The sequence below is a fragment of the Mycobacteroides chelonae genome, from assembly GCF_016767715.1.
GTDB classification, from domain to species: Bacteria; Actinomycetota; Actinomycetes; order Mycobacteriales; family Mycobacteriaceae; genus Mycobacterium; species Mycobacterium gwanakae.
On the sequence record NZ_CP050145.1, the window covers coordinates 4,167,756 to 4,191,483 of the forward strand.

Annotated in this window: 24 protein-coding genes; 4 read left to right on the forward strand and 20 right to left on the reverse strand. The window is 64.5% G+C overall.

The features are described from left to right. Nucleotides 1-17: 17 nt before the first annotated feature. The 12 genes from HBA99_RS20655 to HBA99_RS20710 form a co-directional block, all read right to left on the reverse strand. Nucleotides 18-548 (reverse strand): hypothetical protein, encoded by a 531-nt coding sequence (locus tag HBA99_RS20655; RefSeq protein ID WP_131821703.1) that lies wholly within the window; start codon nt 546-548, stop codon nt 18-20. Between the two features lie 56 nt (nt 549-604). Then, entirely contained in the window at nt 605-1,927 is a 1,323-nt protein-coding gene (locus HBA99_RS20660) for a phthiocerol/phthiodiolone dimycocerosyl transferase family protein (RefSeq protein WP_070952022.1), read from the reverse strand. 144 nt (nt 1,928-2,071) lie between these two features. Continuing rightward, nucleotides 2,072-3,613 carry a flavin-containing monooxygenase gene (locus HBA99_RS20665; RefSeq protein ID WP_070952021.1) on the reverse strand — a complete coding sequence of 514 codons (1,542 nt, stop codon included), beginning with the start codon at nt 3,611-3,613 and terminating at the stop codon, nt 2,072-2,074. Continuing rightward, nucleotides 3,610-4,551 carry a reductase gene (locus HBA99_RS20670; protein ID WP_030096437.1) on the reverse strand — a complete coding sequence of 314 codons (942 nt, stop codon included), beginning with the start codon at nt 4,549-4,551 and terminating at the stop codon, nt 3,610-3,612. Before HBA99_RS20670 ends, HBA99_RS20665 begins: the two co-directional genes overlap by 4 nt. Nucleotides 4,552-4,563: 12 nt before the next feature. Next, the gene (locus tag HBA99_RS20675) at nt 4,564-6,603 is read right to left on the reverse strand and encodes an alpha/beta hydrolase fold domain-containing protein (protein ID WP_070952020.1); all 2,040 of its coding nucleotides are present in this window, start codon (nt 6,601-6,603) and stop codon (nt 4,564-4,566) included. Beyond that, nucleotides 6,603-7,523, reverse strand: a complete 921-nt coding sequence (locus tag HBA99_RS20680; protein WP_057967800.1) for an SDR family NAD(P)-dependent oxidoreductase — start codon at nt 7,521-7,523, stop codon at nt 6,603-6,605. The genes HBA99_RS20675 and HBA99_RS20680 overlap by 1 nt, the downstream gene beginning before the upstream one ends. Before the next feature lie 123 nt (nt 7,524-7,646). Then, nucleotides 7,647-8,201 (reverse strand): pyridoxamine 5'-phosphate oxidase family protein, encoded by a 555-nt coding sequence (locus tag HBA99_RS20685; RefSeq protein WP_030096434.1) that lies wholly within the window; start codon nt 8,199-8,201, stop codon nt 7,647-7,649. Nucleotides 8,202-8,252: 51 nt separating this feature from the next. Further along, on the reverse strand, nt 8,253-9,827 hold the full coding sequence (locus HBA99_RS20690) for an AMP-binding protein (protein ID WP_030096433.1): 1,575 nt from the start codon (nt 9,825-9,827) through the stop codon (nt 8,253-8,255). Between the two features lie 77 nt (nt 9,828-9,904). After that, a complete protein-coding gene (locus HBA99_RS20695) occupies nt 9,905-10,408 on the reverse strand; it encodes a type III secretion system chaperone family protein (protein ID WP_070915583.1) in 504 nt (167 codons plus the stop codon). Then, nucleotides 10,405-11,736, reverse strand: a complete 1,332-nt coding sequence (mshA, locus tag HBA99_RS20700) for a D-inositol-3-phosphate glycosyltransferase (RefSeq protein WP_070952019.1) — start codon at nt 11,734-11,736, stop codon at nt 10,405-10,407. Before mshA ends, HBA99_RS20695 begins: the two co-directional genes overlap by 4 nt. 64 nt (nt 11,737-11,800) lie before the next feature. Further along, a complete protein-coding gene (locus tag HBA99_RS20705) occupies nt 11,801-12,262 on the reverse strand; it encodes an SRPBCC family protein (protein ID WP_030096430.1) in 462 nt (153 codons plus the stop codon). 138 nt (nt 12,263-12,400) lie between these two features. Then, entirely contained in the window at nt 12,401-13,639 is a 1,239-nt protein-coding gene (locus HBA99_RS20710) for an ROK family transcriptional regulator (protein ID WP_030096429.1), read from the reverse strand. A gap of 312 nt (nt 13,640-13,951) precedes the next feature. Here HBA99_RS20710 and HBA99_RS20715 point away from each other — a divergent pair, with 312 nt between their 5' ends. Then, the gene (locus tag HBA99_RS20715; protein ID WP_030096428.1) at nt 13,952-14,701 is read left to right on the forward strand and encodes an SDR family oxidoreductase; all 750 of its coding nucleotides are present in this window, start codon (nt 13,952-13,954) and stop codon (nt 14,699-14,701) included. Between the two features lie 46 nt (nt 14,702-14,747). On the opposite strand, the gene HBA99_RS20720 is transcribed toward HBA99_RS20715, so the two are convergent. The 3 genes from HBA99_RS20720 to HBA99_RS20730 form a co-directional block, all read right to left on the reverse strand. Beyond that, the gene (locus tag HBA99_RS20720) at nt 14,748-16,112 is read right to left on the reverse strand and encodes a L,D-transpeptidase (RefSeq protein WP_070950613.1); all 1,365 of its coding nucleotides are present in this window, start codon (nt 16,110-16,112) and stop codon (nt 14,748-14,750) included. 99 nt (nt 16,113-16,211) lie between these two features. Continuing rightward, nucleotides 16,212-16,655 (reverse strand): hypothetical protein, encoded by a 444-nt coding sequence (locus HBA99_RS20725; RefSeq protein WP_064409628.1) that lies wholly within the window; start codon nt 16,653-16,655, stop codon nt 16,212-16,214. Between the two features lie 95 nt (nt 16,656-16,750). Then, nucleotides 16,751-17,185, reverse strand: coding sequence for a winged helix-turn-helix transcriptional regulator (locus HBA99_RS20730; protein WP_070923033.1), 435 nt, complete (start codon nt 17,183-17,185; stop codon nt 16,751-16,753). Nucleotides 17,186-17,272: 87 nt separating this feature from the next. Between HBA99_RS20730 and HBA99_RS20735 the strand changes: the two genes are divergently transcribed. Then, complete coding sequence (locus HBA99_RS20735) at nt 17,273-18,511, forward strand: MFS transporter (protein ID WP_081343129.1); 1,239 nt, start codon at nt 17,273-17,275, stop codon at nt 18,509-18,511. Here HBA99_RS20735 and HBA99_RS20740 read toward each other — a convergent pair. From HBA99_RS20740 to HBA99_RS20760, 5 genes are read right to left on the reverse strand one after another with little or no spacing between them, the layout of a single operon-like run. Further along, nucleotides 18,400-19,953 carry a radical SAM protein gene (locus HBA99_RS20740; RefSeq protein ID WP_070950612.1) on the reverse strand — a complete coding sequence of 518 codons (1,554 nt, stop codon included), beginning with the start codon at nt 19,951-19,953 and terminating at the stop codon, nt 18,400-18,402. The two genes, HBA99_RS20735 and HBA99_RS20740, sit on opposite strands and share 112 nt — an antisense overlap. Nucleotides 19,954-19,964: 11 nt before the next feature. Beyond that, nucleotides 19,965-20,420 carry a hypothetical protein gene (locus HBA99_RS20745; protein WP_070950611.1) on the reverse strand — a complete coding sequence of 152 codons (456 nt, stop codon included), beginning with the start codon at nt 20,418-20,420 and terminating at the stop codon, nt 19,965-19,967. Continuing rightward, nucleotides 20,417-20,752 (reverse strand): hypothetical protein, encoded by a 336-nt coding sequence (locus HBA99_RS20750; RefSeq protein ID WP_057966409.1) that lies wholly within the window; start codon nt 20,750-20,752, stop codon nt 20,417-20,419. Before HBA99_RS20750 ends, HBA99_RS20745 begins: the two co-directional genes overlap by 4 nt. After that, nucleotides 20,749-21,525 carry a prolipoprotein diacylglyceryl transferase gene (locus HBA99_RS20755; RefSeq protein WP_070952018.1) on the reverse strand — a complete coding sequence of 259 codons (777 nt, stop codon included), beginning with the start codon at nt 21,523-21,525 and terminating at the stop codon, nt 20,749-20,751. Before HBA99_RS20755 ends, HBA99_RS20750 begins: the two co-directional genes overlap by 4 nt. 50 nt (nt 21,526-21,575) lie before the next feature. After that, the gene (locus HBA99_RS20760) at nt 21,576-22,667 is read right to left on the reverse strand and encodes a UDP-N-acetylmuramate dehydrogenase (protein ID WP_070950609.1); all 1,092 of its coding nucleotides are present in this window, start codon (nt 22,665-22,667) and stop codon (nt 21,576-21,578) included. 26 nt (nt 22,668-22,693) lie between these two features. On the opposite strand from HBA99_RS20760, the gene HBA99_RS20765 reads away from it, so the two are divergent. Next, entirely contained in the window at nt 22,694-23,197 is a 504-nt protein-coding gene (locus HBA99_RS20765) for a DUF2505 domain-containing protein (RefSeq protein WP_030096418.1), read from the forward strand. Between the two features lie 10 nt (nt 23,198-23,207). After that, nucleotides 23,208-23,723, forward strand: coding sequence for a DUF2505 domain-containing protein (locus tag HBA99_RS20770; protein ID WP_030096417.1), 516 nt, complete (start codon nt 23,208-23,210; stop codon nt 23,721-23,723). Nucleotides 23,724-23,728: the final 5 nt, after the last annotated feature.

Below are 23,728 nucleotides of genomic sequence, written 5' to 3' on the forward strand. Positions count from 1 at the left end.
CAGCTGCTCCCGACGTATCAACCCTGTCCCCTGTCCAGATCGGCGTAGCGCATGTCCCGAACCACCGCAGACGCATTGGTCATGAGTTCATGCACGGAGTATCTGCATGCGACCGGGTCGCGTACTACTCCCACGCGGACGCGCAGCACGTTGAGCGCATTCGCGACATGAAGTGCCACCACCGCGCCCGACCACCTGGCCGACGGCGGCTCCGGAACCCTCATTGCCGCGGACAACTTGTTCACCGTCCGTGCGGCGGGGTCATCACGATGGGTGGGCTGTGCGGCGTCGAGCTCCTGGACGACCATGTCCAGGAGGACCTCCTCGGCGATAGCCGCTTCAAAGAACTGGACGTGCTGGATGTAGACGGGGTCGCCGCCGTTCATTCCGGTATCGCAGGCGAAAAACACCGCGGTGACGGCCCGGGGCGAGAGGCTCGCGGACGCGGCGAGGCCCACCGCCGCCGCCGCGACCTCGAAGAGTCCGGCGTCATCGGTGAATCCCATCTGCTCCCGGCCCCAGCCAGACGAGTCAAAGAGCGACTTCACTTTGGCACCTCCTGCACTCATCGAGACCACTGGCCACGGGATGCGTGTTTGACGATTCAGTCGAAAACCTTTACCGGAATCAACTTCTCGATCTCGGACTGCAGTATCTGCTCGATTCGCTGCGCAGTGTTCTTGCCGGTCACGAGCTTGGTGAAGTCGATACTCAAGCGCCCGTTGTAGCTGGTGATGAAATAGATGCGTCCCTCAACCATCGCGACACCCCTCGTCGCGATGAATGCGCTCACGGCGTGGAGCTCGACGCCGCAACGAAAATCGTTGATATCTACCCCGTCTGGTGTTGCGAAATCCGACACGCGACCCCAGTTGGTGATCTGGATGGCAGTGAAGGTCGGGACCCAACCTCCCATCGGCACCAGCAGGAAGTACCGTCTGACCAACGCCAGCGCCCGCCGGAAATCGCCACGGACAAATGCGGTTTGGTGAATGCGGGTGGTTCGCAAGCCCTCACGGATATCCGCCATGACGTGGCGGGCGAGGTCAAGCGCGTCGCTACCGCGCCCGACCTCGAGGATCGTCTCGGCAATGCCCAGCACGTTGGTGCCCTCCGTCGGCGCGACCGGCGGATCAATCCGGGAGCGCAGATTCACAAATGAGGAAACTGCCACGGGTAGTTCGCTTTTCCCTGAAATCTCGCGCTCGGCGAGCACCAGCGCAGCGCTGACGAGCCCGTTGAGTGTGACCCCGTGCGTACGCCCTACCTCAATGAGCCGATCGGTCTGCTCCACCGACAGGTGGATGCGTGCTCGTTGGGCACGACGTGGCCGAAACGCGGTCCAGATCCGTTCGGGCCCGCGGTATGCGGGGCGAAGGTCCATCAGCTGCCGGGACGTCGATTCGGTGTAGCCACGCGCACGCAGCAGTGTCTCCGAACTCGCCGGAATGGGATGCGCACCCATCAACCCGCTGATGCCGTTGACTGCGCGCGTTCTCCCCGTGTAGAGACTCCACAAGTCGTGCAGGTATGCCAGAGCCGCGTCGGCATCCGCGATGGCGTGATGCAAAAGAAACGTCACACGGAACTTCTCACCCGACCGGTAGACGTGCAGTGCACACACCTGCCCAACGGGTAACGCCGAGTTCCCGGACATGACGTAATCCCCGATGTCGGCGTCGCCGACATCCCAGAACACGACGGCCGGCCGTTCGCGACCCGTGAATCGAAGTTCAAAACCTTTGCGCGAAACATGGATTCGACCGCCCAATAACGGGTACATGCCCACGAGGTCGTCGAGGGCCCCCTCAAACGCGACATCCTCCAGTGCGCCCGTGCCATAGCAATGTTGAGCCACCGTGGTACCCGAGACGACGAACACGGACTCCGAAGGCGCGAGAACACGCGGGGGCAGCAGCTCGGGCATGAAGCTCCTTTGACAAGCCAGATATTCGATACACAAAGTTATCGATACTGAAAGTACCCGATACTTGTCATATTGCCACGTGCCGCGGCATCGCCGCAGGTTACGGCACCAGCCGCGTGCCCGAGGTTGTCCTCTATTCGGCGATTATTCGGCGATTGCCGCCACCGCGGCCGTCCGGTCGCGCCCTACCTGACCGGCGAAGGCATAGTCATCGAGCGGGAACGCCTGCGACGAGCGGCGTGCGGACTGCGTCGTCTGAGGCCTGATGTACGCGGATTCGCCGTTGTGGTCGAAGTAGTAGCTGTTGGCAGTGGTGCAGTTACCGGTCTGGAACAGCGAGTAGGTGTAGCGCGACCGCGCATCCCTGGTCCACGCGTCGGCCGCGTCGGCACGCACCTCGACATCGGTGGCCCCGAGTCGTTGAGCCTCGCCGATGACCCGCCCGATATGGATGGCGGCGGTGTCGACCACGCTGTGATACGTGCCACCGGTCCAGCCATATTGCCCAAAGACGTTGAAGCTGTTGGGCAATCCCGGTATGGAGAAGCCGTGATAGCTCTGCGGCGGGTGGTTCTGATAGAAGTCGGCGAGATCGAAGCCGGCCCGGCCGCTCACCGGCCGGTCCCGATACACCTGCGGGTCGAAGAACAACCGGAATCCGGTGGCGAGGATCAAGGCGTCGATCTCTCGCTCCACGCCCGCGGCGGTACGAACACCGTCGGCGGTGATGGTGTCGATCGGATCGGTAACCAGCTCAACGTTCGCCCGGTTGAAGGTCGGCAGATAGGTGTTGGAGGTAGCAGGGCGCTTGCACCCGAAGTCGTAGTCGGGGGTCAGCTTGGCCCGTAACTCCTTATCGGGCACCTGCAGCCGGTACGAGACATTACCGAGCAGCCAACGCAGCGCCCCTGGGGTGTTGCCCAGGCGACCGGCATTGAGCACCCCGTAGACAAGCGCACCGCCCACGATGAATTCCAGGCCCTCCTGCAGCAAGCGCTGAGTCCTCGGTATCCGGCGGAACAGTGCCCGCACCGGTGCCGGCATGCTCGGGTCGATCTTGGGGAAAACCCAGATCGGCGTCCGCTGATAGACGTCGAGATGGCCGACTTCACGTGCGATCTCGGGAATGATCTGCACAGCACTGGCCCCGGTGCCGATGATGGCGACACGCTTGCCCTTCAGATCCACGCTGTGGTCCCAGGCCGCCGAACGCAGGACGGTGCCGCGGAAGTCGTCAAGCCCCTTCAGTTCTGCCGGTTTGGGCTCGGGAAATGGGCCCGCCGCGACGACGATGAATCTGGCCGTCACCTCCTGCCCATTGACCCGAAGCCGCCACAACTTCGCGTCCTCGTCCCAGGTACGCGCGCCCACGTCACTGCCGAATCTGACGAATCGCTGCACGTCGTTCTCGCGGTACAGCCGCTCGATATAGCTGAGCACCTCCCCGCCCTTGGCGTAGAACCTGGTCCACTCGGGGTTCAGAGCATGGCGAAACTGGTAGGCCTGTGCCGGAATATCCACTCCGATACCGGGGTAGACGTTCTGACGCCAGGTACCACCGACGCCGTCCATGCGCTCGTAGATGACGAAGTCGTCGATACCTCGCCGGCGCAGCTCCAACCCGATACCGAATCCGGCCAGCCCGGCACCGATGACGGCGACATAGTGATCAGGTTGGTCACTCATGCACTGACCTCGTAGGTGAGTTCCTTGGACCAGCTCGGCTGTTCGGCAAGCCAGCGCTTGGGGTAATAGTCGGACAGCTTGACCATGGTGTTGGCTACCGCGTGATACGGGCCGTGCAGAGGGTTCTGCGCATTGGTGATCATCGCCGCACCAAGCCGCAGTACCTGGTACACCAGCAGTCGTGTGCCCTTGCCACGGCTGCCGACGTTGACGAACCGCTCCATCGCGTCGTACAGGCGCTGCTCACGCAGGCCCATGCCAATCAGATTGCCCTTGATCCGGTTGATGAGCGGGATCCCGGTGCCGAGCCCCAAGAGCAGACCCATCAGCAGCGACGGGTTGAGCACGGTGGCGACATTCTCGATGACGACACGGCGCAGGTTGCCCTGGCCCATCATGTCCAACACATGGAAATCGACTGCCAGATGGCGTGATTCGTCGGAATTGATATGCCGGAAGGCCTGGTGGCAGATCGGGTCGTTGACCTCCTCCAGCAGGAATTTCAGCAGCGCGCCGTCCAGGGCCACTTCCAGTAACGGGATGATGGTGCCCAGCACGGTCAGCGACAGCCCGTCCGAGTAGCGGTCCAGCCATTCAATGGCCAAGCGCACGTTCACATTGGGGACGGGCACTTCATCCTGCTCGAGCATGCCCCAGCGCCGCATCAATGCCAGCTCGGCATTCGCGTGCTTTTGCTCTTCGGCATGGAAGTACCGATAGATCTCCGCGAGCGTCTCGTTGGGGGCTTTCTTGGCCAACGCCGAAAAGCCTCGCGCACCGATGTTCTCGATCCAGACCAGGTCGGCCATGAAGGCCTTCAGCTTGGGCCGCTGCTCATCGGTGATCTGCTCGGCACCGGGTGCGTCCCAGTCCACATCGGCCAGGGCCCACTGTTTGTCCTTGATGGTCTGCAGCATGTCTTCCAGAACAATGGCCATCTCTCGTCCTTCCTACGCGGTCCGGGCCGTGCGTGACGGCCGATGGGTCAGCACCCCGGTGATGAATCGGGCGGCCTCGCTCAGCGCCGGGTTGGCCTCCGGAATCAACCGGGGCAACGCCTGGAAAACATGGATCTGGCCGGGCCAGACCTGCAGATCGCACTGCCCGCCGGCCCGCTCGATCATGTGTGCCAGCTGCTGCGCGTCGGCGGCCAGGAACTCGACTCCGCCAGCCTGAATAAGAATGGGCGGCAATGCGATACCGGGCGGAAAGCTCAGGCGTAGGCGTGGCGAATCCGCGGGCTCAGCGCGGGTGTATTTGTCCACCAGATGTTTGGCGGCCGCCGCGGTGATGACCGGGTCGGGCTGCACCTTTTCGCGTTCGGCGGCCAGACCGAGCGTCAGGTCCAGCAGGGGCGACAACAATGCCATCGCGCCCGGCTGGGGTATACCCAGCCGATGATTCTCGATGAGCAGGTCCACCGCGAGATGGCCACCCGCCGAATCACCGGCGACCACAATGTCCTGGGCAGCGTGGCCACGTTCCAGTAACCAGTCATAGGCGGCCCGAACATCGTCGGCAGCGGCCGGGAAGAGATGTTCGGGTGCCAGCCGGTAGTCGACGGTGAAGGCCGGCAGCCCCGTTGCCTCCGAAAGGCGGGCGACCATCGAACGGTGAGTTTTCGCCGAGCAGATGACGTAGCCGCTGCCGTGGACGTACAAGATGACCGGACCGGGATCATCGGCGCTGAGCGCCGCGCCCGCCCGAACCCATTCTCCCCGTAGCGGATCTCTCAATCGAGCCACCTCGGTACCGCGGGGCATCGATCCGCCGATCGCCATGATGGTCGAGACGATCTGCCGCGCCAGCAGCACGCCCGGCTTACCCGTTTTGTCCAGGCGGGCCCGGGACAGCACTGGCCGCAATCCAATGGCGGTGAGCGCTGCGGTGGCTTTGGTGCGCCGTGAGGCCTCGACAACCACGGTTCCGGTCGCGTCCAGCGAGCGCAATGCCAGCGACACCCCGCCGACTACCGCGTTGATCCGTGCCTGCGTCTTGCGAGCACTGTCGCGACTCGGTTCGGTCGTCGGCGGATCGGCGATGAACAAGTTCGGGAAACCGGCCACCGTGGTCGGGATGCTGCCCGCCTGCTTCAGCTTCCGACGCCGCGCCCCTACCACCGACACCCTCTCGGTGCTCGAGCCCGCATCCGGGTTGGACGCGAAAATCACCGCATCGCACTGGTGGTCGATACCTTCGGCGGTGCGGATGCCCCCGCTGCTAAACCGGGCAATCGGCCAGGTAACCAGCTTGCAGTTGCGCGCCTGCAAGGCGGTAAGGAACTCATCGGTCACCACGACGTTGGGGCGACCGGTGAGCCTTAACGGCGTCAGCTGACGCCGAATCCAGGGGTCCGGCACGCGCCGGCGCAGGTTGCGCTGGGCCACCACTTCGAGCAGTCCGCGCGATTTGGGCCGTCTACCCGAGAACCAGGCCTGGCGCGTCTCGTCGCGCAGCGTGCGGTCCAGAAGTTGCCCGATCCGGCCACTCGGCCGGGGCAGTATCCAATCGGGTGAGCTCTGAAAAAGTTTGACAGTGGCGGCATTTCGCACCACTACCGGCAGAATCGACGCGGCGGCGGCACTGTTGCCCACCACCGCGACGCGCAGCCCAGCGAGCCCCGCACCGTCACCGACCTCGGCGGCATCGAGGACCTTTCCGGTATATCCGTCGAGTCCCGGGATGTCCGGACTACCGCCCACCGACCCGGTGGCCAGCACCACCGTATGTGCAGTGACGCGTTGTCCCCCTTCTAAATCCACAATCCATATGTCATCGTCGAGTTCGATGCGGGTGACCTCGCTGCCGAACGTCACATGGGGGCCCAGCCCGAACAGGGCAATGGTGTCGTCACGCCAGCTCCCCGGTTCCGGCCGGGCGCGGTCAAGCACGGTGAAGCCGGTGATCCCTGCCTCCTGCAGGCCCACCGCAGTGCCCAAACCGGTGTATCCGGCGCCTACCACGACGACCGGCAGCACCGGGCCGGGCATCACCGCACCACCTTGACCGGGGACTCCTGTTCGTAGGCGGTATCCCATAACTCACGCGGATCGGTGTCCTCGGGAAGCAATCGGCCCAGTCGCGAGATGATTCCTGCGCCCCACGAATAGGGCACGGGAGCATGTCGTTTCATGGCCCAGATGAGTTTGGCATCGGGCTGCGGCACCACATAGAGCCGCCCCCGGTCGTGTGCGTTGAGGGTGGTCTTCGCGATCCATTCCGGCGACACCCCAACCCATTTGAATGCGGTGCTCGCGAGGTTGCTCAGTGGCCCGGGGATACGCGCGCCATCCAGGATGTTGGTTTTGACCGCCGTGGGGCACAGCACGGTCACGCGCACCCCGCTACCGGCCAGCTCGGCACGCAGCGTCTCCGACAGTGCGAGCACGGCGGCCTTGCTGACGTTATAGGGACCCATCAGTGGCGCGGCCGCGAAGCTGGCGGCCGACGATACGTTGATGATGCCGCCGAATCCCTGTTCCCGCAGCAGCGGCGTGAAGACCTGGCAGCCGTAGATCATTCCCCACATGTTGATACCGATGGTGGCGTTCCAATCGTCCATCGACACCTCACCGATGGGTTTACCGCCGGTTCCTATCCCCGCATTGTTGATCACCAGATCCGGGGTGTGTCCCAGCCAGTCGGTAGCGACATCGGCCAGCTTGACGATCTCGTCGTACGAGCTGACATCACACGCGACCGGGTGCGCGCTGACCCGTCCGAGCTGGTCGGCAGTCTCTCGCGCGCGGGCCAGGTTGATATCGGCGCACACCACCCGGCCGCCGCGGGCCACGATGGCCTCTGCGAATGCTCGGCCGATCCCGCTGCCCGCGCCCGTCACCACTGCGCTGGCCCCGTAGCTGACCTTTGGACGTCGGCGCGGGTAGGCTCCCGCGTCGGGTGCCGTCATTGGCATCACCCTTCGCTTATCGCTTACGCATCACTCGTAAACGTAAACTAAGCGTCTGTCACGCCCGACTGCTTGTCAAGAGTCCGGCGAGATTAATGTCGGGTTAGTCGTACCGCGTGCAGGCTACCGCAGGGCAGTCAGGCCATCGATCGAGCTGCCGTTCTTCTCCAGCGCACTGTCCAGAGTCATCTTCTCCTCGGGCACCTTCTCGATGTGCTTCTCGTACACGTCGCGATGTCCCACGAAGTCCATCAGCGGAACCGAATAACCGCACGAATCGGCCACCCGGGTGACATCAACCAAAATGATTGAACGCGCACCCTTTTCGAGCTCCTGGGTGAAGTGGCTGCGAAGTTCCGGGTACTCAGGCTCGTTGAACTGCACCACACGCGCGGTGCCATGGAGCCTGATGATGCGGCAGCGCTTGTCGAACGAGCAGAACATGAGCACGATGCGCCCGTTGTCCCGCACGTGCGCGATGGTCTCCGCACCGCTGCCGAAGTAGTCCAGGTAGCCCACCCGGTGTGGACCGAGCACCGCGAAGGTCCCGGCCATGCCCTTGGGGGAGACATTGACATGCCCGTCCGGGCCGGAGGGTGCGGTGCCCACGAAGAACACCGGCTGCTCGGTCAGCCATCGAGCAAGCTTGTCGTCGATCTCCTCGTACACATGGCCCATGCGCTCCAGGGTGCCACTCGGGTCTGAGAATCCGCCAGCGGATTTCGCAGGTCAGATACGCGCGCGCAGGTCCTTGCGCAGGATCTTGCCCGCCGCGCTCTTGGGGATCGCGTCGATGAACTCCACCTGCCGAATCCGCTTGTGCGGAGCCACTTTCTGCTCGACGAAGGCCATAACGGCCTCATCGGTGAGGTCGGAATCGGTGCGCACCACAAAGGCTTTGGGAATCTCGCCACTGGACGGGTCGGGAACGCCGATCACGGCGGCGTCGCCGATACCCGGGTGGGACAGCAGCAGCGCCTCCAATTCCGCGGGCGGCACCTGGTAGCCCTTGTACTTGATGAGCTCCTTGAGCCGGTCGACGATCGTCACCACTCCGTCGGCACGCACGACAGCGATATCTCCGGTGTGCAGGAATCCGTCAGGCTCGATCGTGGCCGCGGTGGCCTCCTCGTTGCCGAGGTAACCGGCCATCACATTGGGGCCCCGTACCAGCAGCTCGCCGGGGGCACTCTCGCCTTCGGCCGGTACATCGATCTCCGCACCGGTCTCGGTGTCGATGAGCTTGTTCTCGGTGTTCGGGACCGGAATACCCACCGAGTTCAGCGGAATGTCGGGCCGGCCCGGCGGGATGAGGTGGCTGACGGGGCTCAACTCGGTCATGCCATAACCCTGGCTGACGCGGCAATTGAGTCGTGCGGCAACGGCATTGCCCAGCTGTTCGTCCAACGGAGCGGCGCCGGAGAACACCGATCGCAAGCAGGAGACGTCATGCTTGTCGACATCCGGATGCTTGGCCAGCACCACCGCCACCGGCGGCGCCACGAAGACGTGGTCCACGCGGTAGTTGGCGATGGAACCCAGGAAGGTATCGAGCTCGAAGCGCGGCAGGATCACCAGCTCGGCGCCCAGCTTGAGCTGCACGTTGAGCAGTACGACCAAGCCGTAGATGTGGAAGAACGGAAGGACGGCCAGCACCCGGTCGCCTTGCTCCACTCCGTACAGGTGTTTGGCCTGCGCGATGTTGGCGACCAGGTTGTAGTGGGTGAGCATGACGCCCTTGGCCTTGCCGGTGGTTCCCGAGGAATACGGCAGCACTGCCAAATGCGTTGCCGGGTCGAACGAAACCTCCGGCGGCGCCAGATCGGGCCGCACGATGTCGGCCAGCGAGCGACGCCCCTCGACGGGGTCGATGGTGATCACATTGGCAGCATCGATGCCCGCGATCTCCGCGGCCTCCAGCGCGCGCGACAGCAGCGGCGAGACCGTGAAAACGAGCTGCGCCTTGGAATCGATGAGCTGCTTGGCCAGTTCCTCGGCGGTGTACAACACGTTGACGGTGCTGGCGGTACCGCCCGCACGCAAGATGCCGTGCAGCACCACCGCGAACGTCGAGCAGTTCGGCAGGAAGACCGCTGCGACATCGCCGAGGCCGAACCCGCGGGCGGCCAGACCCGCCGCCGTGGCGTCGACCTGCGACCGCAGCTCGCCGAAGGTGGTCTGCGCACCGGAAAGCCCGTCGATCAGCGCGACACGACTGTCGTCTACGCCGGTATCTCCGAATACGTACTCGTAGACCGAGCAGTCGGGAATGGAAACGTCGGGCAGAGGGCTACGAAACGTCACGCCGGACAGTCTTGCACGCCGCGTCTAGTCCGTGCTGATGGTCCTTGCGTCTTCGGGCCTGTACTGCCCGAAGACGGTTAATCCTCGATGAGATGCTCGAAGGCCTCAAGGTTCTTCAACGACTCGCCCCGCGAAGTACGCCACGCCCATTCCTTCTGAATGGACGTCTTGAATCCCAGCTCCAGCAAGATGTTGAAGTCGTTGTCCACGGCTTCCAGCACCTGCCCGAGCAACCTGTCGATCTCATCCGGGGTAACCGCGGGCAGCGGCAGGCGGCCCACCAGGTAGATGTCGCCCATGTTGTCGATCGTGTACGCGACGGCGTACAAGCGGCGGTTGCGTTTGAGCAGGTAGCGGTAAACGCCCTCGGTGTTCTCGTCGGGTCGGCGACAAACGAACACCTCGACGCGCACGGCATGCTCACCCGGGCTGAGCATCGTGGTGATCTTCTGCTTGCGTTCGCCCGGCAGCTCCACGATCAGCGCCGGTTTGCCGTCCGGCCCGTGGTGCTCGGTAAAGGTGACCTCCCGGTCCACCAGCGTCCGCACAATGGTGGCGTAGGCATCCCCCGCGGTGGTCATCGCCGCAAGCCGGACAGCCGGCGCGACCGGAATCGCGCACGCGGCGCACGCGGCGTCGCGGGCCTTTGTGGTGCACGGTAATCAGCGATGGCGCGGCTGTAGCTGGCCAGCAGGGCCTCGGCGGTGCTGGACCAGGAGAAGCCCGCGGCGTGCGCAGCGGCCGCCTGGCTGAGCTCGGAACCGTTACGCGCCAATAAGTTCCCGATGGCATCCGCCCAGTCCTGGGTGCAATGCGTCGGGACCAGAAGACCGGTACGTTGATCCGCGACAGCTACCGGAAGGCCTCCCACGTCGGCCGCCACCACCGGGGTGCCACACGCTTGAGCCTCGATCGCCACGAGGCCAAATGATTCCGAATAGCTGGGCACCGCAACGATATCGGCTGCCCGATATACCTGGGCAAGCCGCTCTCGTGACTGCGGCGGTAGGAAGGTGACACGGGCCGCGATGCCGAGATCCACGGCGAGATCCTGCAACGCCGTGGGCTCGTCGAGACCGCTACCGGATGGCCCGCCGACGATGAGAACTCGCACCCCTGGCAGCTGCTGGGCCGCACGTACCAGCAGGTCGGGAGCCTTGAGCGGCTGAATTCTTCCGACGAAGGCGACGATCTGTTCATCGGCTCGCAGGCCGAGCTCGGCACGCGCGGCCGACTTGTCTCCGGGCGTGAACACGTCCAAATCGACACCCGGATGCACGATATCGATGCGGCCGGGGTCTGCGGCATGTATCGAAACCAGCTGCTCTGCTTCATCTTTGGTGTTGACGATGAGCCGGTCGGCCTCATCCACCACCTGCTGCTCCCCCACCGCACGCAACGCGGGCTCCGGACGGTCTCCTTCGGCGAGCGTCCGATTCTTCACCGCGGCGAGCGTATGCGCGGTGTGAACCAGCGGAACGCCCCATCGGTCCCGGGCCAGCCAGCCCGCCTGACCGGAAAGCCAGTAGTGCGAGTGAACCAGGTTGTAGTAGCCCGGCTCGTGGACCGCCTCGGCGCGCAACACCCCGGCGGTGAATGCGCACAGCTGGGTGGGCAGGTCGTACTTGTCCAGGCCCTCGAACGGCCCCGCGACGATATTGCGCACGGTCACCCCATCGGCGACGGATACCACCGGCTCATCGGAGGAGGCGGTGGCACGGGTGAAGATGTCGACGGCGACACCCCGGCGAGCCAGTTGAAGGGCCGTTTGCAGCACGTAGACGTTCATGCCGCCGGCATCGCCGGTGCCCGGCTGAGCCAGTGGCGAGGTGTGTACGGATAGGACGGCGATGCGGCGCGGCTTCAGCGCCGAAACCGCCCGGCGCGCGAACTCATCGCCACTAAGCACACTGCCATCTTGTCACTAGCGCACAAGCTATCGGTGCGCAGCACTCCTACCAGCGGCTTGAGCCTCAGCGTGCGGCGATCTTCTGCCGATATCCCTCTTCGAGGATCTTCCGCAACTTCTCATCCGAATGCGTGATGGCCAGCGAGATGAACGGTGAGATGACCTTGCCCAGCGCCCGCCCGGCGAGCCCGCCCGGCAGCCGGTAGTCGATGTTGATCTCCAGCTCGGTTTCGTCATCGGATATCGGCCGGAACCGGCATTCGATCTGGTTGTCGATCCCGGAACGCGACTCGGTGGTGAACAGGGTGTCGGGGTCCCACCCCGTCACCTCGATCGTCGACCGGAGCGTGGCGCCGAGGTTGATGGCGATATCGTATTTCGCCCCGAGCCCCCGCGGCACGTCGTTCACAAAACGAACGTGCTCGATTCCGAACATCCAGTCCGCCAGATGGTGCGCATCACTGATGTAGTCGAAGGCATACGCCATCGGCACCTTCGCAGAGGACACGTGGTGGATATGCGTCATGCGCACATGCCTATCACTTTTTGGCCCCGAGTCGTAGATTCGCGGCCAAATCGCCAGCAATCACATCGCCTCGGTGAGGCTATGACGGAAAACCGCGGGAATTCCCGCCATAGCGTCACTCTCGGCGCATGACGAGCCCTAGGCCAGTGCGGAGGTCTCCGAGCGCCGGGCCGATGCCCGTCGCATGGCGCCCAGCGGATCGGCGAACAATCCCCCCAGGGACACCACACCGGCACCCGCTTCCTGAACCCGGTTACCGAACGCCGTCACCCGAATATCGCGCTTGGACAACGTCGATCGATCCAGGAACGCCGTCTCGACGTCGTTCATCACCTCTGGGTATTCGGTGAAGGCCTGCCCACCGACGATCACCTCGTCTGGGTTCAGGATGTCGCGCAGTAACGCCACCGACTGCCCCAGCACCCGGCCACGCTCGGAAAGCAGTTGCTGCGCAGAGTCATTGCCGCCACGCGCGGCTTTGTATACCGCGCTCACCGACACGCCGTCACCTGCCGGCACGATACGTAGCCTGCGTGCGGCCGCCAGCACTGCCTCGTCACTCACGGTGGTCTCCAACTTGCCGGTGCCACCGAGCAATTCGGAATCAACCGGCAGCGCCGCGATAGTGCCCGGACCGCTGGACGGGCTGTGCACCCGGCCGTCGATGGCCAGTGCGAAACCAACTGTCTCACGGGCATATACGTACAGACTCGTCAGGGAACGGGCCGCGAAACGCCGCAGCCCCAGCAGCAGCTCTGCGCCCGCCATCGCATCCACATGCGAGGCCACCGAGACCGGCAGCCCCAGCGTGTCGGCGAAGACCCGGCCAACGGGAGCCTCGGTCCAGCCCAGACGCGGGTGATCCACCGTTCCGGCCGGTCCGTCGACCACACCACCGGTGGCCACCCCGATCCACAGCGGGCGACGCCGGTGCCAGCGGGCCAAGTACCGCTGCGCACTGCCGGCCAGCGAAGCCAGCGCGGCGCCCTGCGGGCCGTTTGGCGTGGGGGTTTCCACCACATCCAGGGTCCGGCCGAACAGGTCGGTGGCCACGATGCTGGTGGCGCGGGCACCGATGTGAATGCCGAGGGTCAAGAAGGGTTCATGGTTGAGCTCCACCGGCACCCGGGGACGGCCGATGGCGCCGGAGACCGCCAGATCGGCACGTTCACGCAGCAGCCCGGCGTCGAGCAGCGCCGTCACCTGCCGGTTGACGGTAGCAATGGAAAGGCCTGTGACCTGGGCAATCGCGTCGCGAGCCACGGGTCCGCGCACACGTGCGGCACGGAACACAGAGGACGCGGCGCTATCGCCGATGTACAGGGCGGGCGGGTGAATCTGGTGGCGGGAAACTGGTCGGCGAACCGGAGAAGTCATGAGAAGGGTCCTTTGGCGGGGGGCCGGGTTCAGACGAAGACTGAAACGCGGGCTACTGATGGCTAATGGTGTTGTGAACTGGGGCGATACCGCACCCGGGACGTCAAGAAAGACGTGCAGAAACTAGGCGCAGCGACAGACGCAGCGACAACACAGCTCGCGAGCCAGCGGCAGCCGAGAACCAATACCCGCGATCACGAAAGTGACCCGGGGTTCGGCGGCGCGCTTGATGGACACAGGCGCAATTTAGCATCCCTACGAGGCAATGTCCTACTAGCAGCCCATTGCCGCTCCCTGACTACAGTGGCGTCCATGACCAATCCCACGTTCGACGGCCGGGTCGCGGTCGTTACCGGCGCCAGCTCCGGAATCGGTGCAGCAACCGCGAAATCACTTGCAGCCCTTGGATTTCATGTTGTGGTTGCGGCGCGACGCGAGGACCGCATCAGCGCACTGGCCGGGGAAATCGGGGGCACCGCGGTTGTGCTCGATGTCACCGACGCCGATTCGGTTGCCGCCCTTGCGCAGAGCCTGGATCGAGTGGATGTCCTGGTCAACAACGCCGGCGGGGCGTGGGGCCTGGAGCCGGTACTGGAAGCGGATCTAGAGCACTGGCGCTGGATGTGGGAGACCAATGTGGTGGGCACCCTCCAGGTGACTCGCGCCCTGCTGCCCAAACTGATCGCTTCCGGCGACGGACTTATCGTCACCGTCACCTCCATCGCCGCGCTGGACGTGTACGACGGCGGCAGCGGATACACCTCGGCCAAGCACGCGCAGGCCGCGCTGCACCGCACACTGCGCGGTGAGCTACTGGGAAAACCGGTGCGGCTCACCGAGGTCGCTCCGGGTGCGGTGGAAACCGAATTCTCGGTGGTGCGTTTCGACGGCGACCAGGACCGGGCCGATGCCGTCTACCGGGGCATCACTCCGCTGATTGCCGAGGACGTCGCCGAGATCATCGCGTTTGTGGCGTCGCGGCCATCGCACGTCAACCTGGACCAGATCGTCGTCAAACCGCGGGATCAGGCCTCCTCTACCCGCAGGGCGACACGCGACTGAACACGCAGAGCGCCAATCCTCTTCTTCGACAAACAGATCCGAGCGACTAGCGGGGCGTGGTCGTCGGCGTACCGGACAGCGACGGCGCTCCGGACGGGGTCAACGGGGCTGATGTGGGCGTCCCGGAGAGTGTCGGCGCGCCCGACGGCGTGAGCGGAACGGTGGTCGGGATGGACGAGGTAGACGGCGTGGTGGTGATCGTCCGTTCCTTGGGGTTCGGGGGCAGCGCCGACATCGATTGCCAGGTCGGCCAGTCCACCACCCAGTCCCACAGATCGCCGTCGGCGTACGACAGCTCGATCGAAGTACCGGTCACCTCAACGGGATCGCCATAGATGGCGGTGCGGAAGTACGACTCGGCATCCCCCAGCGACAAGTTGATACAACCGTTTGTGACATTGGTGCTGCCCTGCTGGCCAACGGTGTTGGGGTTGGCGTGGATGAACTCGCCATTGTTGGAGATCCGGACCGCGAAACGCTCGTGAACGTTGGTGTACCCGGCCGCCGGGTTGGACATCCAGAAATCCTCGTACTTCTCGGTGACCACGTGAATCCCGCTGCGGGTGACGTTGCGCGGCAGGTCCGCCTCGCCATAGCTGCACGGCAGGTCCAAGATGGTGCCCGCGTCGGTGGTCACCCGGATACGGTGGCTCGGCGCGTCGGCGTAGACAATCTGGCGGCGCCCCACACTGAAGTCCAGGGACATGTCCTCATTGCCAAATGCCCCGTCCCCCAGTGGAATTCCATAGAGATTGGCCTTAACCGCCACCTTGGTGCCGGCCTTGAAATACTCACGTGATCGCCAATGCACCCGGGAGCCCTGCTGCTCGTCGGGCAGCCAGGCCCAACCACCTTCGGTGGGCGGATCGCACGTGATGCTCAGCGACTTCTCCGCCGCGGCCTTGTCGGCGATGTGTGCGTCGAACTGGATAATCACCGGAGCCGCGATCCCCACCGTCTGCCCATCGGCGAGCTGGAACTGACCGTTGACCTTCGCCGTCGGCACCAGAGTGGTGAACGAGCCGGACACGGCGACGGCCTTACCGTCCAGGCCTACCGCCGAACCCTTCCAGGAGTACGTGACGTCGAACCCCAGGGGTTCGGTGGTGCGGAACCTCGTCTGGTCGCGGCTGAGGGCTCCGGCGACGACCTTGCCGTCGGCGTTGACCAACTTCACGTCCTGGAACCACCCGTTGGCCACGGTCACGCTGACCGGCGCAGTCGGGTTGACGTCCTTAGCCTTGTCATCCGGCAAGAAGGTCAGGACCGCCCCCGGTGACGGGGCATCTTGCGGCGCATTCGGGCCGACGCTCGTGCAGGCCGCAGCAACAGCGGGCACCGTCAGACCCAACATCGTGAGCGCGCGCCGCCGCGTCAGCGCATCACGGATATCCGGCCTGGGGTACTTCACGACACCCCACGATACGGGCCGCTGCGGACAGCTTCGCCCAGCCCGACCAGGATCACACGTTGGATCGGGCGGGACATGCGGTTTTGGCCCGCGCCGCGGCTAGTAGACCGGGATATCGAAGATCGCCGCGGGCGCGCCGTACTGCGCACTCCACCCGGCCCAGGCGACATCGCTCGGGCCGACCCGCTTGTCGACGAGCGTCCAGCCCTGCTCGTCCTGATGCAGCAGCGCTACGTATTTCTTCGACAGCACGCCATTGGCGGAGGCTTCGGCAAAGGGGGTGCCGGTGTAGTCGATGGGGTTGCCGTCGGGTTCCTGCATGGCAGACCACAGAAAGGCCCAGCCGTCGGCAGCCTTGAGGCTGCGCACGTCGAGACGTACCGGCTTACCGAGCTGGGCCGTCACGTCCGCGAGCGCCGGCGCCAGGATCGTGGTTGCTTCCGGGGATGCCGGGTCCACCGCGGTGGCGCCGGGGTCGGCCGCCGCCAGAGGAGCCACCAACAGACCGGCCCACACCAACAGCACCAGGAATCCGCTTCGCATGGCCGCTCCTTCGTTCCGGGACATTCGAACGGTAAACGACCGACACACGCATTCGCCGAAGGCGAGCCCTGTGGCGGATTCCGGCCGAGTCAGAACTAGACCCCGAGCACGGCCGTATCTTCCGGGGCCAATGCCCGGCCGTCCGCCGCGCGCAGCTCGAAGCGTTGCACCGGCCGCGATGTCTCGCGATCCACCAGACAGACGCGTGGTTCTCCAGGAGCGAAACAGAACTCGTCGCTCCACTGCCGCAGTGCCACCAAGACGGGGAAGAGCCCGCGGCCCTTCTCTGTCAGTTGGTACTCGTGGCGCGCCCCGGCCGGAACAATCTCAAGGATGCCGTTGTCCACCAATGTCGCCAGCCGAGACGCCAAGATGTTCTTCGCGAGCCCAAGACTCTTCTGAAACTCACCGAATCGGCGCAAACCGTCGAACGCGTCACGAACGATCAGCAGCGACCAGCCGTCCCCGACCTCACCCAACGGCCTGGCCAAGGTACAGCTCGAATCCGCGTGACTGGCGCGTCCCACCATCGACGACCTCCTTTGGTTGCAATATGCAACCATTCATGCCACGCTTCAACGGTTGCGAAGTGAAACCAACTCTACCCAGGGGTGCATGTGCTGACCAGACCCGTCATCGTGTTGTTCTCGCTTGCCAGTGGCCTCGCGGTGGCCACCATCTACTTCTCACAGCCGCTGCTCGACACGATCGGCGCGCAATTCTCCATGCCCACAGCGCACGTCGGTATCGTGCTGACACTCACCCAGATCGGGTACGCCATCGGCCTGCTGCTGGTCGTCCCCCTCGGGGATATCGTCAACCAACGCCGGCTCATCATCGGGCAAACCGTCCTGCTGAGCGCATCGCTGTGCGCCACCGCAATATCGCCGAACGCGTGGACATTCCTGGCCAGTGTCACCGCGCTGGGCGCACTCGCCGTGGTGACGCAGGTGATGGTCACCTATACCGCCGTGCACGCCGCCCCGGAGCGGCAGGGATGGGCAGTCGGGGTGGTAACCGGCGGGATAATCAGCGGAATTCTCTTGGCACGCACAGTATCCGGCGTGCTATCCGATCTCTTCGGCTGGCGCTCGGTTTATGCGGTGGCCGCCCTCGCTGCGGTCGCCACGGCCGCACTGTTGCAACGCACACTGCCGCAATCCACGCGCCCACACCGCAGGCTGCCCTACCGCCGGCTGCTGCTGTCAACCATGTGGCTGCTGCGCAGTGAGCCGGTGCTGCGCTCTCGGGCCATCCTCGCGATGCTCATTTTCGCCGCCATCACCGTGCTCTTGACGCCCATGGTGTTACCACTCATCGCTGCGCCATATCACTTGTCGCATAGCGAAGTCGGGTTGTTCGGGCTGGCCGGCGCCGCAGGCGCACTGGGCGCCTTCAAGGCCGGGGCATGGTGCGACAGGGGCTGGGCAAGCCGGGTGACAGGCGCGGGCCTGTCGTTGATGCTGGCGGCATGGGCATTGGCGGCCACCCTGCGCTGGACGCTGCTCGGACTCGCCCTCGCGGTCGTGATCATCGACTTCGGCCTGCAGTCGGTGCACGTGGCGAACCAAAGCCTCATCTATCGACTGGAGACCGAACTTCATGGTCGTCTCACCGCCGCCTACATGACCTTCTATTCCATCGGCAGCGCTATCGGCGCCATCACGTCGACGTGGATGTACTCCGCCCACGGATGGTGCGGAGTCTGCCTGCTCGGTGCCATCATCAACGTTGGTGCACTTGCCTATTGGATCGGAAGCAAGACCAGCTCAGGTGCGGCGCCCGCCGCGGACACCGACAGCCGTTGCCGGGACAGCGCCGGCCACGCCTGTACCGCACAGAACGGTGCGCACTGATCCTGCCCGGCGTGCGTTCCGACGTGCACACAACACTGTGTCAGCCGCTCCTCGATCATTGTCGACATGTCCATGAACGGCTTGACCGTAATCCGCACTATCCGCTGTCCGAGCATGCGGCGCAACTTCGCCCGGCGTCCCGGTAGTGCCGATGCCGCAAGAGTCATCAATGTCGAGATTCCCAAATCGCAACTATCGCAAATGGTTTTCCACACATCACCGATTGTGGGATGCGATAAGGACGACTGCTCGGAAAGCAGACCCATCAGCGACTCCTTGACCGCCAACCGGAGCTGCTGCGGGACCTCCTGGTCTGCAATGCGATTGGATACCAACCCCAGATTCTCCTTGAGACGCTCGGACCCGATGAGGGCGGTCAGCGACCGCCACACACCCGCGTCGTCACGCAACATGTATCCCACCGAACAACAGTGCGGATGTGAACACGGCAGCGCCGTCAAGTCACGCCAGGTGACGACGTCACCGGTCTGTGGACCAAGGCGTTTGAGCACACCGGTGTGGGTGAGTCGCTGCAGGGGATCGATCGCGCCGGCCCGGCCGGACCCGAACTGCGGCTGAATCGATACACCACCCACATACGGCGTATCGAGGGCGAGCCGGATGACCGCACCGATATCGGTGTCATTGACACCGAGCGCGGCGGTCATGACCAATGTCGTGAAGATTTCTCTATGGGAGAGACGTTGCACCGCCTCAGCTTTGATTCTCGTCAGATCGCCACCTCGATGATGCCGCGACGCGTCCGCCGATGGGCCGTCGTACTGCAGGTAGACCTCCACGCGTTCGCGGTGGCGTGCCAGCAGGTCCAGTAGCGCGTCATCTCGGGCGATGAGAACGCCGTTGGTATTGATCAAGATCCGGGTGATGGGCCGATTCATCAACTCATCGAGTAGCTGGCCGAGATCGGGGTAGACAGTGGGTTCACCGCCGCTGAGCATCAGGACATCCAGCCGGCCGTTCTCGCGGGCCAATCGCTGGTCCACGTTGGCGAGCACACGCTGCACAGGTACCACACCGTGCAGGTCTGGTGACGAATCGGCGAAGCAGGTCGGGCAACGCAAATTACACGCTTCGGTGATGTCGGCCAACAGGATGCAGGTGTGTTGCGTCTGCATCTCGGGCAGCCCACGCAGATACGCCATCGGGATGGGATCGTAATTGCCCGGTACGTCCGGAACGTGGGTCTTGGTGGGGGCCGTCCACTCCTCCAGGTACTCAAGGATCTCGGCATCCTCGTCGTAGAGCGTGCGCACCAATCCGTGCACTCGGCAAGCCCGTTCGAGCCAGACCCGATCATCACGATGCGCGAGCCAACCCGAAAGCCGGTCCACCTCCGCGAGCGGACGCTCCGGGTTCGCCTCATGACACAACGGGCAGAAAGCGTTGACGTAGCGCAGGATCCGATCCCCGCGCAGCCCCATACCAGCCACGTCTACTCCAACCCTTCCAACATCGAAATGCAGCCCACGATGAACCCCGTCATGATCGCCACCGTCGCCCAACCGATCATGAATCCGATTCCCAGCCCCCGAACCCAGCCACGTCCCCAAATGGTCAATCCCAGACCACCTCCCAAGCCGATGACCGACATCACGATGGCCAGCGTGATGGCCCTGGTATCAGGCGAGAATCCCCCACTCATCGCGTTCTCCAGGACCAGAAAGGTCCCGAAGGTCATCACCCAGAAGACGAAGACCCCGACGAATGTCATCCCCACGACCGCACCACCGCCCGGCCTCGGCGGAGCCTGACGGTACGGGTAGTACCCCGGCGGATACTGCGGATAGCCCGGCGGCGGTGGGTATCCGGCGGGTCCGTACGAATACGGGCCGTACGGGTACTGCGGCGGGTGCTCGCCCTCTGGCGGCGGCTGCGGCGGGACGGTCATTGGTACAGCACCGGATTGAGCCCCGTACAGAATCCGACGGTGAGCATCGACACCAACGCCCAGCCGACCATCAGCCCCACCCCCCAACCGCGCTTGTCGCGATCACCCTTCCTGGTGAGCACGCCACCCACACCGAACGCCACCGCGATCCCCACCACCGCGACAAAGCCGGGGACGATCTCGAAGCCGATGCCAGACCTGTCGGCCAGCGATCCGCCGATCATCAGCGCGAGGAACCCGAACACGGCATTACCGAAAATGAACGAGAGTGCACCTGCAACCATCGTCGCCCCGTTGATGCCAGGTTTGGGCTGTTCCGGTGGGTAACTCATGCCCGCACCGCTTCGGAAAGGCGGCCGCGGAAGATGCCGTCGTAGTATCCCCCGCGATATCCGCGCCACAGCCGCCAAGCCGCGAATGTCATTCCCACCAGCAGAACCCATTGCGGTCGAGTGAGATTCAGCCACACTGTCTCGTTGGCACGGCTGAACTCGACGAAGAATCGGAACACCGCATACGCGGACACGTAGAGGACGAAGAGCTCGCCGGGACGCGTGACGCGTGAGCGCAACCACCACCACAGCACCGCGAAAGCCACTAACTGGAAGGCGATCTCGTAGAGAAAGGACGGATGCATGGCCGCGCCGGCCAGGCATCCCGGGCAGTTCGGCCGCGACGCCGGAGCATGTACCCCCCAGGGCAGCGAGGTCGGCCGCCCCGGAGCCTCGGTGAGGTGACACCCAATCCGGCCCACGGCCATACCCAACGCCACCGCGGGTGCGAACAGGTCACCGGTCTTGGCCCGGTATCCGATGAGTCGCTTGGCCACCAGGACACCGATGTACGCCCCCAACAGCCCGCCGATGATGCTGCGTGATCCGAACATCCACGCCTCGACCAGGCTGGGATTGTGTGCCGGGTTCAGGTGTTCCAACCAACCCGACAGCCGCATCCCGATCGCACCGCCAACCAGAGCACCCGCCACCGCGATCAACGACTGTTCGGCGGGGGCGCCCCGGCGGCGCGCTTCCCAGGCGAAAACAACGGCGGCGACCAGCACGCCGAGCCCCACGAAGAGCCCGTGCACGCCGATTCCCAGCCCCATTGGCTCACTGTACGAGCCATCGCCGCAATGCAACGCTCGATTACCGGAAGTTACAGCGCGCAGCCCACCAGCACCGGCTCGGGAACCAGCCGCACCCCGAAGGCATCCAGGACTCCATCGCGGACAGTCCGGGCCAGCCCCAGCAAGTCAGCGGTGCTCCCACCTCCGCGATGTGTCAGTGCCAGTGCATGTTTCGTCGACACCCGCACCGCCGACCGTTCATCCGGATAACCCTTGACGAACCCGGCCCGCTCCACCAGCCAACCTGCCGAGAGCTTCACCCCGTCAGGGGCCGGATACTGCGGAAAAGCGATATCGGGCCCCAACCGTTCACGCACGCGTGCCCGAATTGCGCCCAGATCTCCCTCAGCCACAACAGGGTTGGTGAAGAATGACCCGACACTCCAGGTGTCGTGATCGGAGTCGTCGAGCACCATGCCCTTACGGCGGCGCAGGCCCAGTACCGCCTCGCGCACCGCCAACGCGTCGAAGCGCTCCCCCGGCTCCGCCCCGAGCTCCTTGGCCAGCTCCGGATACCGGATCGGCGAGCTCAGTCCATCGGTGGACAACCCGAATTCGACCTCCAGCACCACGCGCGCGTCGGTGCCCTTGAGAATGCTGGTGCGATAGCCGAACCCCAGCTCGCCGGGCTCGTACCAGCGCACCTGGCCGGTCGCCCGGTCCAGCACCCGAACCCTGCGCAGCAGCGAAGCCACCTCGACGCCATAGGCGCCCACATTCTGTACCGGCGTGGCACCGGCGGTTCCCGGGATTCCCGAGAGACATTCCAGTCCACCCAGACCGGCATGCAACGACAGCGCCACCAGCTCGTCCCAGTTGGTCCCCGCATCCGCACGCAGTAGCGGCCCATCCACCGCAACACCGGCCGCCGCGATGTGCACCACGGTCAGGTCCGGAAGATCGTCGGCCAAAACCAGGTTCGAGCCGCCCGCCAGCAGCAGGGTGGGATGGCCATCGAGCGCGGCCAGTGTGCCCGTCAACTGTGCTGTGCTCTCGCACCGAATGAGCGTGGCGGCCACCGGCCCCAGCCGCAACGTCGTCAGTGAGGCGAGCGGGGCATCGTCAGCGACCACAGCGCCAAGATCCTCGATCTGCGCGCGCGTTGCTCGTGCCAACCTCACGGGCCGTAACGGTAGCCTTGCCACCCATGGCCCGCTCATTTGACCTGTCAGTGGAGTACTCGGCAACCGTCGAGCAAGTTCACGCGGCCTTCGCCGACAAGGCCTACTGGAACGAGCGTCTGGCCGGTTCCGGCGCAGATACCGCAACCCTGGATTCCCTGAAATCCGAGAACGGCGCCCTCGAGATCGTCACCACCCAGGTGTTGCGCAGCGACCGGCTGCCCGGCATCGTCTCGCAGTTTCACCGAGGTGACCTGCAGATCGTCCGCACCGAGAAATGGGGTGCCATCGCAGACGGCACATCCGAGGGCACCGTGGTGGGCTCGATCCCGGGCGCACCCGTCACCCTGTCGGGCACCGCGCGGTTACAGCCGGGAGCCAAGGGTTCACGACTTGATCTGAAGGTCGGCGTCGAAGTCAAGATCCCCCTGGTAGGCGGCAAAATCGAGGGCTTCGTCGGCGGAAAGCTCATGGACCTGCTCTCTGCGGAACAGCGATTCACCTCCGAATGGATCGCCACCCACGGCTAACCTGGGTCCGATGTCCAGGCGTTCGGTCTTCACGGTGAATTTTCCGGCTCCGGCCGAGAAGATCTACCAGGACTTTGCCAGCCGGGACTACTGGGAAACCTTGATGTCGGCGTACGGATGGCTCACCCCTGTCTCCGAGATTCACACCCACACCGTGACCGATCGCGGTATTGACGTGGTGCTCAAGCAGAATCTGCCCCGCATCTATCTGCCACCGATCGCGCAGAAGGTGATGCTCACCGACATGGTGATCACCCGCGTGCAGCATTTCGAGCCGTTTGATCAAAGCAAGGGATCCTCGCTGGGCAGCTACGGCGCCTCGGTTCCCGCCGGACCGGGCTCCTTCACCGGAGTGTGCAGGCTCTCCGATACCGATCACGGTTCTCAGCTGAGACTCTCCAGCACGTGCAAGGTGTACATCCCGTTCATCGGGGGCAGGCTCGAAGACTTGATCCTCTACCACGTGAACGACCTGTTCCGGGTGGAGGAAGGTTTCATCACCGACTGGATCTCCAAGCACCACTAGATCGC

Coding starts and splice junctions, on each gene's coding strand:
- HBA99_RS20660 (WP_070952022.1), bottom strand. CDS start 1,927: ATGCCCGAGCTGCTGCCCCCGCGTGTTCTCGCGCCTTCGGAGTCCGTG.
- HBA99_RS20665 (WP_070952021.1), bottom strand. CDS start 3,613: ATGAGTGACCAACCTGATCACTATGTCGCCGTCATCGGTGCCGGGCTG.
- HBA99_RS20670 (WP_030096437.1), bottom strand. CDS start 4,551: ATGGCCATTGTTCTGGAAGACATGCTGCAGACCATCAAGGACAAACAG.
- HBA99_RS20675 (WP_070952020.1), bottom strand. CDS start 6,603: ATGCCCGGCCCGGTGCTGCCGGTCGTCGTGGTAGGCGCCGGATACACC.
- HBA99_RS20680 (WP_057967800.1), bottom strand. CDS start 7,523: ATGACGGCACCCGACGCGGGAGCCTACCCGCGCCGACGTCCAAAGGTC.
- HBA99_RS20685 (WP_030096434.1), bottom strand. CDS start 8,201: ATGGGCCATGTGTACGAGGAGATCGACGACAAGCTTGCTCGATGGCTG.
- HBA99_RS20695 (WP_070915583.1), bottom strand. CDS start 10,408: ATGACCACCGCGGGGGATGCCTACGCCACCATTGTGCGGACGCTGGTG.
- HBA99_RS20705 (WP_030096430.1), bottom strand. CDS start 12,262: ATGACGCATATCCACCACGTGTCCTCTGCGAAGGTGCCGATGGCGTAT.
- HBA99_RS20710 (WP_030096429.1), bottom strand. CDS start 13,639: ATGACTTCTCCGGTTCGCCGACCAGTTTCCCGCCACCAGATTCACCCG.
- HBA99_RS20715 (WP_030096428.1), top strand. CDS start 13,952: ATGACCAATCCCACGTTCGACGGCCGGGTCGCGGTCGTTACCGGCGCC.
- HBA99_RS20725 (WP_064409628.1), bottom strand. CDS start 16,655: ATGCGAAGCGGATTCCTGGTGCTGTTGGTGTGGGCCGGTCTGTTGGTG.
- HBA99_RS20730 (WP_070923033.1), bottom strand. CDS start 17,185: ATGGTGGGACGCGCCAGTCACGCGGATTCGAGCTGTACCTTGGCCAGG.
- HBA99_RS20740 (WP_070950612.1), bottom strand. CDS start 19,953: ATGGGGCTGCGCGGGGATCGGATCCTGCGCTACGTCAACGCTTTCTGC.
- HBA99_RS20745 (WP_070950611.1), bottom strand. CDS start 20,420: ATGACCGTCCCGCCGCAGCCGCCGCCAGAGGGCGAGCACCCGCCGCAG.
- HBA99_RS20750 (WP_057966409.1), bottom strand. CDS start 20,752: ATGAGTTACCCACCGGAACAGCCCAAACCTGGCATCAACGGGGCGACG.
- HBA99_RS20755 (WP_070952018.1), bottom strand. CDS start 21,525: ATGGGGCTGGGAATCGGCGTGCACGGGCTCTTCGTGGGGCTCGGCGTG.
- HBA99_RS20765 (WP_030096418.1), top strand. CDS start 22,694: ATGGCCCGCTCATTTGACCTGTCAGTGGAGTACTCGGCAACCGTCGAG.
- HBA99_RS20770 (WP_030096417.1), top strand. CDS start 23,208: ATGTCCAGGCGTTCGGTCTTCACGGTGAATTTTCCGGCTCCGGCCGAG.